The sequence below is a fragment of the Sutcliffiella deserti genome (assembly GCF_020037475.1).
Taxonomy (GTDB): domain Bacteria; phylum Bacillota; class Bacilli; order Bacillales; family Bacillaceae_I; genus Sutcliffiella_A; species Sutcliffiella_A deserti.
The window spans coordinates 105,479-119,249 of sequence record NZ_JAIQDB010000003.1; the positions used below are offsets into that span (position 1 = coordinate 105,479).

Sequence of the window (13,771 nt, forward strand, 5' to 3'; positions counted from 1 at the left end):
TATTGTAATATATTTATTGTTTTCGAGGTCCTCCAGCAGAGGGTAGTCTATATTTCTATTCTATCAAAGATTGTTTGTAAAAAAATACTAATAATCATGCAGAGATTAACTATCCTTTGCTAAAATACTATTATAGGCTATAAATATTATTGTTTAGGAGCATTGCTGATGAAATACGAAACGATAGATGAACTAATGGACAAAGCGTATCAAGCGGAAGGTAAAACTTTCGGGGAATTAGATAATACCGGACGGATAAAAAAAATCAAATCTAAAGGAACTTTAGGGCATATTATTGAAGAGAGTTTCTTTGGTTACTCTGTTAATTCAATCGCGGAGCCTGACTTTGTAGAACTGGGTGTTGAATTAAAAGTAACTCCTATTAAGAAAAATAAGAACGGAACCCTTTCGTCAAAAGAACGATTAGTATTAAATATTATTGATTATATGAAAGAGTTTGAATTAACCTTTGAAACGTCTTCCTTTTATACAAAAGCTAATAGAATGTTAATTATGCTTTATCAATATGAGAAGGAACAAAGTTTAGGGGATTATAGGATTTTAAAAGTATTTTTAAACGAGTTCTCTGAAGAAGACTTGGCTGTAATCCAAAGAGACTGGGAGATAATAGTAACTAAAATTAAAAATGGCGAAGCTCACTTAATTTCTGAAGCTGATACCATGTATCTCTCTGCATGCACAAAAGGTGCAAATAAGGATTCCGTTCGAAAACAGCCTTTCTCTCCATTAAAAGCAAAACAACGTGCCTTTTCCTTAAAGGCATCTTATATGACAGGAATTATTCGTAAGCAATTAACACCAGAGCATTTAGAAAGTCTTTCTACCAACCAGGAATTAAAAGAGAAAACTTTAGAGCAAATATTAGATGAACGTTTCAAGCCTCACTACGGAAAGAGAATTGATCAACTTTGTCGCGAAGTAGGCATACCTTATAATTCCAGAAACAAATCAATGGTGCCTCATATTATGACAAAGCTGCTCGGGGTTAAGAAAAATAACCTTTCTGATATTGAAGAGTTCGCGAAAGCAAACATCACTTTTAAAACTGTTAGCCTAGAACCTAACGGAAGTTTAAGGGAACATATGTCCTTTAAAAACATAAATTTCAATACATTTTTACACGAGGATTGGGAAAAGAGTGAACTTTACGAGTTATTTGCAGAACAAAAGTTTCTTTTTCTAGTATTTCGTTATACCGAAGAGCACCAGCCAAAAGTAAAGAGAATCCCATATTTCGAAGGAATTAAATTGTGGAATATGCCGCAAAAAACAATTGAAGAAGAATTATACGGGTTATGGAATGAAATTGGCGATGTTTTAAGAGACGGGGTAAAGTTAACTATTAAAGGGAGTAAAACTTATAATAATCTTCCTGGTCCTAAATTTAACAACCTTTGTCATGTTCGACCAAAGGCTAAAGATAGTAAGGATAAAGTAAAACTGCCCGATGGTCAATATATTACAAAGCTGTGTTATTGGCTAGATAAACAGTACGTATTAAGTATCTTGGATAAATAAAAAAACTGGGAGCACACAGGCTCTCAGTTTTTTAATCTTTAAATACCAAATCCAACTCTTCTTGGCGACCACGACTATTTTCACTTTCAATTTCAATTATCCTTTTGCCCATTCGTTCTATTAGTCCTACTACTAGGGCATTTCCCATACAGAAGTATCTCATTCTTTCTGTCATGCCTTCAGTCCAATTATCGGGGAATCCATTTAGTCGTTCACATTCTACTGGTGTCAATACTCTCAATCTTTTTGTTAAGGGATCTTCTACAACATGAGTACTTCTATTAACTGTTCCTTCACTAGTTAACATAGTTCTTCCAGGTTTGTCTAATGGTTCTGGAAAAGACATTCCACCCTCTGAAAAAGTATATTGATGACCTGTGGCAGATGTTCTTTCAATTCTTTTAGGTCCTTTTAAGTATTCAAACTTTTCTATAGCTGCCTCTGATAGATAATATTTTTCATCCACATTGGATTCTAGGATTTCTCCAAGTACTACAGGTTTTTCTTCACTAGGAGATACTTCTTCTGTATAGACCAGACCATCCCTCATTATTCCTGCATTGTAATAATTCATTGAAACTTCATCTGAAATCTCAACAAGGTCTTTCTTCATAATAAATGATTGTGGCTTTTTCTTTTTGCTAATTTCACTTTTAACAGGGAAAGCTTTAGCAAAGAAGCCTGCATCATGTAACATATCACTTTCGGTACGATTTCTATTATTTATAACATATGGTGTTTGATTTTTGGTAGCAAAAATAAAAACTCTTCTTCTTCTTTGGGCTTGTCCATACTCTGCAGCATTAACAACGCGCCATTCAACAGTATAATCCAAATCCCTTAGACTAGCTAACATAATAGAAAAATCCCGACCACGTTGTTTAGAAGGAGACTTTAAGAGACGATCAACATTTTCCAATAAAATGTACTTTGGGCTTGTTTCTTTTACGAATCGAACAATCTCCCAAAAGAGCACACCCTTTTTTCCTTGTATGCCTTTTTCACCGCTGAGGCTTCTTGCTACAGAATAATCCTGACAAGGAAACCCACCAACAATTAAATCTATTTCTTTTCCATTAAAAATATTTGTATCTACAGTTGATACATCTTCATTTGAATGTACTCCGTTATTATGAAATTGACGAGAATAACAATCAAAGGCATGTTGTATTTTCTTAGACGGTTCCCATTGATTTCCCCATACAACCTGAAATCCACTTACGGCCTCTAGCCCAATGCGAAAACCACCTACACCGGCAAATAATTCAATTACATTCATTAAGACCGAACATCCTTTCGATTAGTTACTTAAATTTATTATACAAAAAAATCTAAAATAGATCAACTTTTTTACATTAAATATATAAATGACTATAACATTAATATAAGCCCTCATTATATCAAAAAAAATCAAGTAATACTTTAGTGAAAATATAGTAACAAGTAAATTTCCACTAAATTATTCATAGGTGTAATTACAGCCAATGTATCTTTATTACGTTTTGCAAACTCTTTTACCAAAATAATTTAAAATATTTAAAGCCTAATCCCTTTAATTAAAATAAGGGAATTAGGCTTATAGTCTTTATAGTCTTTTGGAATCGCAAACCAGAATATTACTTATCCTCAACTAATGCATATAGTAGAGTAGAACCAGTATGTTATGTGAAAAATTTCAAGGCAAATACCATATATGAAAACTTGAGAAAAAAACTTTAACATTCCACTTGGTGCACATTGATAATCAGGAGGCAATGCTGTAAATTATAGGTGGCATCCATACTTCTGTTTCTACACAGAGATAAAATCAAAATACACTATATAGTTTTGGTTTGAGAGGAAATGAAGTAATTAGCTTATCTATTGATGCAGTTGACAGTATGTTATGTGACTTAGTAGATACAATCAATATTCTTCAAAAAAACCTAAGCAAAGTTTATCCCCTAATCAGGTAACTCTTGAGTTTGATTTATCTGTGGTTAAGAAAAATAAAGTGCATTCAAGCACTATCTTTTGAGAAGAATAATATTTAAACTTAATTATTATCTTTAATAAATTGATAAATCTTGGCGCATAGCTCATTAGCCTCTTCACTAAGGTCATCTATTCCCTTGGTGTGTAAAATTGCTTTCTTACAGAAGGATAATTTACTACTTATTGTACCAGAGTCAGAGCCATAATTACCTCTTCTCCTTTTATTTATTAAATTATCATCTATAAATTTACCTAAGTATTGATCTTGATATGTCAACTCACTGAAGTCAGTGCTAAACTGCAATTCTTCAGGACAAACATTTTCATAGTCAGCAATAACTTTCAATAATACAGTCTTAGGTAGTATATTTTCTATCTCCTTACAGTTAAGACAATAATAACTTTCACCTAATTTCTCCTCAAGCTTTTGTTGGCGTGATAATTTACGCTCACTATCTTTATCTGTAATCAAAAGTAACTTTCTACAGAGCTTTTCCACGTTCATTGAAGAATAAGGAGATTCTGCTTCTGTCTCCTCGTCATCCAGGAAAGACCAATGGGTAATGTTATTGCCACTATACTCAACAAAAGAAAAATGAAAATCTTCTTTTACATCTATATTATCATCTATAGAGTCAATATAAATTTGAAGAAAGTGTCTAAGATAATACCTATCTGTTATTCCTTCCACCCAAATTGTACAATTTGATAAAAATACCGAGGAGTTCCTAACACCTAACATTTCTAAAACGTTATTGTCTTCATTACTGACGTTGTCCATATAAAATTTAGCATCTTTTTCTTTTTGTCCGGTGTCTTCTAGTTCTTTGTCAAAGGAGTATATTGAAATTTGCTCTATATCTAAAGTTAAATCTAAAAAGTGATTGGAATGAGTTGTAATAAAGTATTGAACACTATCGCCAACTTCACTTACCATTGTTTCTATCAATTTGCGTTGTAACCCAGGATGTAAGTAAAGTTCCGGCTCTTCTATAAACATCAATACATTCTTATCTCTATACTTAAAAATAGGAAATGTCAAAATAATTATTGATTGTATCCCATCCCCTAGTTTGTGAATAGGTTGCTCCCTCTCCTCACCAATCTTTACATTTAATACATCAGAATTTATAGAAGGAACCAAAGTAATTTGTTCTCCTGCAAAAAACACTCTCCCTAAAAATTCCTGAAACTCAGCAATTTTTTCCCTGTCATCTAGACTACCTAACAATAATTTTTTTATATCTTCATATAGTTCTAAACCTGTGAATACATCTACATGCTCCTGGCTCCCAAAGTAGTCGGACTTTGTTCTATCTAGATAATGATTGCGATTTCCATCTAAAGTTCTTAATCCTCGTAAAGTAGGTATATACACTCTATGAAAAGAGTATTTTTCTACTGAGTAAATATCCTCTAACCCATTTGATGTCCTTTGAGCTATATCTCTTAATTCTTTATTCAGGCTATCATAATCGAAACTACTAAAAGTTGTTCCCTGACTTGTAATACTATTGTGCCCGCTTATATTCTCTAATTTTTTAATTAACTTAAACAAGTCCGATAAGTAATCCTCATCTTCTACTATATAACCTAATTCTTCCAGACGTGATACACTCTCTAAAATACTATCGTAATCTACTATTCTTTTGCTTGTTATACATGTCCTCACTTCGTCTTTAAAATATCTTAAAATTGAGTTGAGCCCTTGAAGACTAATATCGCTAGGTGTAAATACAGCCGGAGTTTCAGTGAATAAGTATCGTAACATTCGGCTTTTCCCAGAATTGTTCGAGCCTACAAAGATGTTTATTTTTGAAAGATTTTGGATTTTTTTATCACCTTGACTCGTACTGACTTGATACTTATTGTACTTTTCATCGGAAATAACAATTTCATTAATCAAATAGTTCATCTTCTACTTCCTTTCTCTTAGATATCTTTAACTAGGTAAGCGTTTGAGTAACCAAGGAAGTACTACATTATTAATCTTTTAACGTTCTCTCTATACTATTTAAGGCTGCCTCTCTATCAAAAAAACTCTTCAATAAATTGTAAACTTTTTTCACTTCAGTTTTATTTAATCTTGAAGTTTTTTCATCAGAGAAGAAAACAATAAGTTTAAGGAGGTGAGCAACCTTTCCATAAGAAAGGCTTTGCTCTTCTAGTTGCCCCAAGTTTTGGTTAATCTTCATTATTATTTGTTGTTTGTTATCACTGTCGGTCAACCCTAATTTCAAGGGGGTTAACTTTTCTCTTAGATAACTCTCTGAATTACCTTTATCAGAGTAAAGTAGGGTTTCATGTATTGCCTTTAATAAACTATTTATTTCATGTTCTTCAAGGAGAGTCATATTATCATAATAAATGCCAGAGAAATATCTTTGAAGTCTCTCAACATTTTCCGATAATTCTTTCGGATTTGTTGGCATTCCACCTAATCTTCTTTTAAATAAATTTGATTCATCCGCACTTATTAGTCTTTCTTTCTCTAGTTGTGGAATTAATTCATCGATCAACCAATCATGAGTTATTCTTGCATTCCAAATTTTCCTCTCGTTAATTTGCTCAGATATATCCGTTTTAAGGTTTATTTTTGTAGGGAGTTGCCAAGTCAACCAAACCATATCGTCTTCTTCTAGAAGATTAAAGAGATTCTTATTTTCTTGTTCTGGAATAATAACAGAATGAATACCTTCACTGTATTTACCACTGTTACTTTTACTATCGATTCGAATCATGAAATCGTTCCCGGAAAAAACATGCCAATCTGAACTTCCTAAATCATAGTCATGTTGTTTTGTAAATTTAATCATTGCTTTCCAAATATCCTTAGATACCTTCAACAACCTATAACCATAGTTTGAAGTTGCCAAATCAAAGGTTGTGGTCTCTAACAACTCTTCTCTCTCTCTTAATTTCTTCAAATATATCTGTGCAAAATCATCAAATGCCTCACATATTTCTCTTAGTTCATCTTCACCAAATGAGAGTTGAAGGTTTTTAAGTTTTATGGAATAGATATTTCTTAAAGTATCATGATTTTCAATAAGACTTCTATCTTTCATATCAACTTTATTAATAAGATCCAAACATATTAAATTCACTACTTCACTATGACTAAACTCTATAAGGCATCCTCTTATTTTTAATGAATGAAAGGAAAGAATACAACTTCCATAATTATTTATATTTGGTAGGTATCCATAAAGCATGAAGGTTTGATTTAAATTTTTATATTTGTAATCCTTTTCATTTACTTCTCTTACAACCTCAATGCTTTGCTGATCGTTTGTCAAAAAATCAAAGACATCTTCAGGGGAAAGTTGACTAGTTGCTTTTATTTTTGAAAGTGAAAGTTCTAAATTTCTTGCAACCTGAAAAGAATCAATGTTCTTTTTGACTTTCTCCGCTTTCTCTTTCGACTTAGTTAACAGATGTAAAGCAAATCCCCTATCAATCTTATTTCCTTTTGTAACATTGTGTTTTCGATGAGTAGGGACTAAATTATATATGCTGTTTTTATGAATATCACGAGGAAGTTCGCATTTGTCTAAAAGCTCGTTAAGTTCTTGCCCATACTTATCTCTATTATCAAACCAACTTTCAGGGATTATATGGTCAACATCCATACTGAGATAATCTAGCCTCAAATTGGTATGAGCATCCGTCTTATTATAAGCTTCAAATAGTCCCCATCTCACATTTTCGTTCTGTTTATTAACCCCAGTAGTTAGTAATTCTTTATTTAGTTTACTCATTTCCACAACTCCTTTTTACTTCTAGATATTTTAATAGTCTTCTTTCTTTATGTTATTTATAAGGGCTTTTAACTCTTGAATTGTTAATACGTAATCTTTCTCTCTATGTATCATCCTATGACAATTAGAACATACAGGAACCAAATCTTCATTTGGGTCAACAATAACCTCTTCTCCTATGGTACTTAATGGGGTAACATGATGAACCTCTATATAATTCTTCCCTCTCTCACCATAAACTTTTTCAAAGTTGAATCCACACGCAATACAGGTTATTCCATGCAACTCTATTGCTTATCTTCTGTTCTCCGGTTTGCGTTCATACCTCTTTCCGTAATACACTTTAACTGCACCATCTTTATAATAAGAATCTTCTTCAGCCACTTCAGAATCAATATCTGCTCTAATTAAGTCCACTAATCTATCATTGTTATTTACCTGGCTATTAATACTATTAAGGCTCTGGACCACTAAACTGAAATTAGATTGCTGCCTCTCCAACAACTCTATTGCCTGCTTAATACTAAGCTCCTTAAAAATACCTTTGTGCTTTCCTTTCAAGCCAATGTAATGTAAGATTCCCATAGCTTGGTAGCCACGGCTTTCATCAGCGTCTAAACCTAACACACGCTCATCAAGCCCGCGGTGGCTTTCAGAATTGAACAGGTATTCATAAACTACTTTATTTCTTAGAGATTCTTCATATAAGTTATATTCTCGTGAACGGTTCACAGGTTCAAGCTCTGGAACCTGGATTGTCTCCCGGGTATACCTCTTTCCACTCAAAGTGATACCTCCCTTAATCAGTTGTCGATTATTTTTAACCGTTACATTTTAAAAAGTGTTAAATCCTTTGTAAATTATACCATAATTAAACATTTTTCAACGCAGGTAAGTTAGCTCAACCAAAAGAAACCAGAGGTGTACCTACCTCTGGCAACTAATATTAAGATTTATTCTTTATTATATTCATTAGGTAGCGTCCATTTCTTCCTTCTCTTTTCCGGTAAACAAAAAGGACAACCTAGATATTCTTTTTTTATTTCTTAGAATTATTTACTCCTTCCAACTATAAATATTGTTAGTCTTACAAATCCACAATATTTCCATACTCGACTTAGGCTTAACCTCTGTTCGTTTTTATGTATTTTTATAATTCCACTCTTCACATAATTAGGGTTATGAATAAGGATGCCTTCTTTCTTCACTTTATTTCATCAAACCGTAATTTTTTCTCAGATGAATCGAACTCATATTTAATTAATCTTACATTTGACCACTCATCTGAAATTGCAGGTCTTCTCCCTTTAATATAGTTCCTTTTACAGACCTTGTTTTTATATTCTATAACCTCTTTTGAAAAACCGGAACAAACTAGAAAAGCATTTACCATTGAATAATCTCCATAAGAATATTCTTGATTGACCCAATCAACATACTTCATAATTTGGTCAATAGCATCAGATGTTCCGGGACCTTTTTTAATTTCAATAATTAAGTATTTGGAGATTGTATCAAAGCCATTTATGAATTTATACCCAAATACATCCATTCTGTCCATATAATCTATAGGCTTAAATGGTGACGCAACTACTTGCCTAGAAACATAGTCCCAACTCCCAAAAGGGGAAGGTGTACCCTGTGATATTACATCAATTATCCCTGCTTCAATTGCCATTTCATGATTTATAACTTTGCCATCAGAGCACAATGACAATAAATTTTCTGACGTAATTGAGTAATTTCCGTTTACCTTTTGTTTTATATTAAAAATTGTATCTATAATAGAGTGAAAAGCACCTTCCCGTTGGTCGATGTACTCTTCATTTCTTTTCAATATTATATCTTTCAATGCTTTATTTTCTTCATCATCAATTTTAATAAAACTAGTTTTCCAATACGCCCTTAACATTCTAAAACTGCTAGGCTTTGAAGACAATACATCATCCATGTCAATTCCCCTCTTGAAAAAGTGAGGTGACGGATGGAACGTACATATGCACCTTGTGTTCACATTATGCGGAGTTTGGTTCATTAACATGGAATCCTTAATATCAGAAAAATCGACTGGGAAAGGCAAGTCTGCATTGGGGAAATTCAAATATTTACAATCATGTCCAATATTAATTAGTTCCCCAATACCATAAATCATCCTATCCCTAAAAAAGTAGATATTATCTTCTTCTTTCATACTAAGATAGTCAGCAAAGGTCCCTTCATGTTCTTTTCTCCATATTTTATTATCAGGGACTTTCTTAAACTTCGTCCCATAAATGCCATTTTCAACACAATATACTAGAGACTCTTCACTATCTAAATTAAAAATATATCCAGCCATAAAACTCTCATCCTTAGAATTTTTTTATTACAAGATTTAGATCATATATGGTATTAACTTGTATAATAATGTTCGAAGTTCTGCTTAAGCCAATTTACATTAAGGTTTTGTTGCTGAGTGTACAACTCTTTACTAATCAGGTATCCCTCCCCCTTAATATGATACTCCAGTATCTAGGGTAACCATTTATTTCTTTTGGTTCTTTTAGAGGAGCTCTAAATTTCTTCAAAAAAGGAAAACCAATTATAAACGTATTTAATATAGTCCTCAACAAGTAAAAGTTGAACAAAGGAGTGCTGATAAATCTATTAACTCCTTTAATTCTCCAATACTACCAATATAACTCCCTACCTCTATTCTTTGCAAAGGAAGCAAAAGTAGTTTCTAAGATGAACTAATCTTAAAAAATGTGCAAAAAACAAGCTCCTTTCTTCTTCAATCCTTTTCTCACATAAGTACTCTCTTCATTCTCCGAATATAAATTAGGCTAATCTTTCTATATTTTTGCACTATATAGTGGAGCAAGAGATTAGGATATACTTATAAATCATGCTTTTCGAAGATATTTTCAAGTGTGCCAAAATCTTTCCATTCAATAAATATTTCATGTAATTCATTTTCACTATAACAATCTGCGAGGTATTGGGAACTTCAAAAAAAATCAACCCTATTCTAAAAGGATTGATTGAACAAAGATTCAAAAATTGATTAATTTAGTTGCTTTTTCTTTGTTACACTTTGATTAATATTACTAACTTCTCTAATTTGCCATTCTTTAATGAACCTTGCATATGCTAATGGTTCACCGTGTCGTTTAATATTTTTGGAGAAGTCTATTACCTTGCAGTATTCTGTACCACCAAATCTTTCCCCTCTTAACCCCCTACCTACCATTTGCTCATAAAGAATAATACTGGACGTTGGTCTGCAAATAAGGATATGATCTGTTTTAGGAGCATCAAAACCTGTTGTTAATACTCCGTAATTGAATAAGAACTCAATCTCACCTCTCTTGAAAGCAGCTATATGCATTCTTCTTATGGACCTTGGTGTGTCAGCAGATATTACTGATGAATTTCTCCCAATAGAATTCATCATCATTGCCAGAAATTCAGCGTGTGCTACCGTGCAAGCATAAACTAGAGATGAGGAACCTAAGGGTATTGATCTCATATACTTTATAATTTGATAGTTCCTTTTTTCATCATTCGCCAAAATAGTCAAAATTTCCTGATTCAAATCAGTATCTTCATTATCCATATAATCGGCTACCTCTATTTCCTCTCCATCTTCATGCAGCAAGAAAATTGGTTCTGCCAAATATCCTTCTTCCCTAAAATATAGTAGAGGATTCAGCTCATACCTTCTCATATCCGGTAAAGATGGATAAATTAAATAAGCTTCGAACTGGTTGACTAAAGTCATTGTCTCTTCATTACTACGTCCAGGTGTTGCGGTTAAACCGCAAATCGGAAAAAGGTCTTCACCTGCCAGCTCTTTACATTTATTAAATAAAATCTCATAGCTTTTTGTAGTAGCATGATGTGCCTCATCAATTATCATAGCACCACAATTAGCTAAAATTTCATTTAAAGACTCATCATTACTTTGTATCCTAGAATACAATTGTTGAATACTAGAAATAGCAGCCCCACCTATCAAACTTTCATACTTAATTGTTTTTCCTCCAAAATACCTGTAAACCCTTAATGATTCAGGAAACTCCCTTTCTTGCCACATATCTGTAATACAAGAAATTGCCTGCTCGCATAACTCTTCTCCCTGGGCAATCCATAGTAAATATTTCCCCTCATTGAATCGAGGCTGCATCCAATCAATGAAACTCTCAACCGCTACTCTGGTTTTCCCTCCACCGGTAGGTAAGGTAACAACACACCTTGTTTTTTCCTGCTCTTTATTTAACACAGAAAGCATTTTTTCTTTCAACCCTCGCTGATACTCCACCAGTGGAGGTACTGACTTCCTTGGTTCAATATCCTGTATAGGATCAGTACTGTGATCCTTTGGAATAGATATACCGGAGAACACTAAGGGAAAACCCAATGTCTGAACAAAGTCTCTTGCCCATCTTCCCCCCATTATCCACCTTTTACTTGCTAGGGCTTTGGGCATATGTGTTGGCGATTGAATTTTCCGATTACTTATGGGGTTTCGGTCATACAACTGTACTAAAATATTTTTATTAAGCTGTTTTAATAATTGTGATCTTAAATCTCTAACAATGTCATTACTCCCAGCAAATAAAAATAACCCTTTCTCAATGACTATCATCCTTACAAGTTGATAATCGTCCATAATTCCTTCATTCAGATTCCTCAGCATTTTATTCATTTGTATATACTTATCTGTACCAATAAATTTAATTAATAGACTTCTATCAATTTTATATACATCAATTAAACTTTCAACTGTTTGTTCAATTTCATTTTCTGTTAAAAAGCCACTCAAGATTACATCCCCTAATAATAATTTTAATATACACTATTTTACCATTAAACTGCCAATCCTTTAATTACTCAAGTAGATTAATATAAAAAAAGAACAGCTTTACACTGCCCTTTGCTAACTTTAACTATAAACTATTACATCATTTCAAGTTTAAGTATGGCTTCTCCAATCACTTTTCCAAGTAAAGGGGGAACCGCATTTCCAATTTGTCTATATTGTGCATTTCGCCCGCCATAGAATGCATAATCTTTTGGAAAAGATTGTAACAATTGAGCTTCATAAGGTGTAAATGTTCTTGGTTGATCCGGATGAATGAATTTTAATCCGTCTTTCTCCATATGTGCAAGTATTGTATTTGAAGGTTTATTCCAGCTGTGTTTAACATAAGTATCTTTATGCTTATTTCTGGCATATGGGTACAGTTTATCTAGAAACTTATCGTAATCATCAGAGAGAGGATTCATAAACTTTGATGAATTACTGCCTTCTTTTGTTAAAATAAAAATGATGATATCTCTGAAGTTATGATCCCTAGATTGATGGGATGTCAGCTTGTCAGAAGAATCTTTATCGTTGATACCCAAATCAAGAACTAGGCTATTGTACCGTTCCAGAAATTCCTTTAAATGATTTATCTTATCAGATTTAATTTGTTTTATACGTTGTACATCGGCCTCAACAGTCTCTGACAATATTAGCAAATTTTCATTTCCTTCAAAGTATCTTTCAGCTAACTCTCTTAAATTTCTAGAAAACACCTCAAGACAATACTCATAGTTTCTTAGTATTACATCAATATTCTTAAGAATTTCCAACCTGTTAGTAGTTATTTTGGGCAAGCGTATCGGTAATTTGCCAATGGCTTTCTTCACATCTCTGTGTTTCCTTACGTTACTAACTAATCGGGGATTGTCAACGCCTAAGCGATTAGCAATTATGATAATTCTTCTCCGATGTTGGGAGACACCGAAATCCGCAGCATTAACTACTTGGAAGCGCTCAGTAAGACTTGCTTCTATTCTGGTTGTATAACCTATGCATTCAAGTTCATCGCAAACCAATTCTATCACTTGAGATTGCTTGGCATTTAATTGATTTCTATCCTCGGCTTTTTTCGATAACATTCCTTCTACATTTTCAAATACTACATAAGAAGGTTTAATTGAAGAAACCAGCTCAAAAAAATGTTTATATAAAGTATTTCTCGGATCATCCTTTAATTTTTCGCGCATCTCTTTTGAACCGGAACGTGCGGGTCCTGCTAAAGAAAAAGTTTGGCAAGGAGGGCCTCCAATAATAACGTCTACATCTTTACACGAATTTATGACTTCGGATTTCACAGTTTTATCTGTAATATCTCCTTGTATGACACGTTCTTTGCCTATATGATTGCGCAGAGTATCACAAGCACTGTCGTTAATTTCAAGTGCACGGTGAATTTCAAACCTCAAATCATCTTCTTTTGATTGCAAGAATCCGGTAGAAAAACCACCTCCGCCTGCAAATAGGTCAAGCACTTTAAGTTTTCTCATACTAATACTTCCTTTTTTATTCGTTAATCCACCACCCTTATTTTATCAAATAAAGTCAAGCAAGAGAATCACGAACTAATTCCAAAAAAAAAATAATAACAGATATATTAAAATTAAAATGATCCCGGTTTTCACCGAAATCATTTCAATAAATAACT

General features: G+C 33.0%; 9 protein-coding genes. 1 reads left to right on the forward strand and 8 read right to left on the reverse strand.

Annotated features, from left to right (window positions below):
• The first annotated feature begins 168 nt into the window (after window positions 1-168).
• Window positions 169-1,539 carry a Sau3AI family type II restriction endonuclease gene (locus K9B36_RS08925; protein ID WP_223701699.1) on the forward strand — a complete coding sequence of 457 codons (1,371 nt, stop codon included), beginning with the start codon at window positions 169-171 and terminating at the stop codon, window positions 1,537-1,539.
• 31 nt (window positions 1,540-1,570) lie between these two features.
• On the opposite strand, the gene dcm is transcribed toward K9B36_RS08925, so the two are convergent.
• The 8 genes from dcm to K9B36_RS08965 all read right to left on the reverse strand — a co-directional run bounded on the left by dcm (window position 1,571) and on the right by K9B36_RS08965 (window position 13,613).
• Complete coding sequence (dcm, locus tag K9B36_RS08930; RefSeq protein ID WP_223701700.1) at window positions 1,571-2,818, reverse strand: DNA (cytosine-5-)-methyltransferase; 1,248 nt, start codon at window positions 2,816-2,818, stop codon at window positions 1,571-1,573.
• A 756-nt stretch (window positions 2,819-3,574) separates the two neighbouring features.
• Window positions 3,575-5,428, reverse strand: a complete 1,854-nt coding sequence (locus K9B36_RS08935) for an AAA family ATPase (RefSeq protein ID WP_223701701.1) — start codon at window positions 5,426-5,428, stop codon at window positions 3,575-3,577.
• Between the two features lie 70 nt (window positions 5,429-5,498).
• Window positions 5,499-7,274, reverse strand: coding sequence for an HNH endonuclease domain-containing protein (locus K9B36_RS08940; protein ID WP_223701702.1), 1,776 nt, complete (start codon window positions 7,272-7,274; stop codon window positions 5,499-5,501).
• 30 nt (window positions 7,275-7,304) lie between these two features.
• Complete coding sequence (locus tag K9B36_RS08945) at window positions 7,305-7,559, reverse strand: HNH endonuclease (protein WP_223701703.1); 255 nt, start codon at window positions 7,557-7,559, stop codon at window positions 7,305-7,307.
• A 9-nt stretch (window positions 7,560-7,568) separates the two neighbouring features.
• A complete protein-coding gene (locus tag K9B36_RS08950; protein WP_223701704.1) occupies window positions 7,569-8,060 on the reverse strand; it encodes a hypothetical protein in 492 nt (163 codons plus the stop codon).
• 418 nt (window positions 8,061-8,478) lie between these two features.
• Window positions 8,479-9,612: a PDDEXK family nuclease gene (locus K9B36_RS08955; protein ID WP_223701705.1), complete on the reverse strand. Its 1,134-nt coding sequence runs from the start codon at window positions 9,610-9,612 to the stop codon at window positions 8,479-8,481.
• A 708-nt stretch (window positions 9,613-10,320) separates the two neighbouring features.
• Complete coding sequence (locus K9B36_RS08960) at window positions 10,321-12,081, reverse strand: DEAD/DEAH box helicase (RefSeq protein WP_223701706.1); 1,761 nt, start codon at window positions 12,079-12,081, stop codon at window positions 10,321-10,323.
• Between the two features lie 134 nt (window positions 12,082-12,215).
• Window positions 12,216-13,613, reverse strand: a complete 1,398-nt coding sequence (locus K9B36_RS08965) for a DNA cytosine methyltransferase (protein ID WP_223701707.1) — start codon at window positions 13,611-13,613, stop codon at window positions 12,216-12,218.
• Window positions 13,614-13,771 lie beyond the last annotated feature (158 nt).

Bases quoted from the DNA above. Each gene is read 5' to 3' on its own strand.
- K9B36_RS08925 (WP_223701699.1), top strand. From the start codon at position 169: ATGAAATACGAAACGATAGATGAACTAATGGACAAAGCGTATCAAGCG.
- dcm (WP_223701700.1), bottom strand. From the start codon at position 2,818: ATGAATGTAATTGAATTATTTGCCGGTGTAGGTGGTTTTCGCATTGGG.
- K9B36_RS08935 (WP_223701701.1), bottom strand. From the start codon at position 5,428: ATGAACTATTTGATTAATGAAATTGTTATTTCCGATGAAAAGTACAAT.
- K9B36_RS08940 (WP_223701702.1), bottom strand. From the start codon at position 7,274: ATGAGTAAACTAAATAAAGAATTACTAACTACTGGGGTTAATAAACAG.
- K9B36_RS08955 (WP_223701705.1), bottom strand. From the start codon at position 9,612: ATGGCTGGATATATTTTTAATTTAGATAGTGAAGAGTCTCTAGTATAT.
- K9B36_RS08965 (WP_223701707.1), bottom strand. From the start codon at position 13,613: ATGAGAAAACTTAAAGTGCTTGACCTATTTGCAGGCGGAGGTGGTTTT.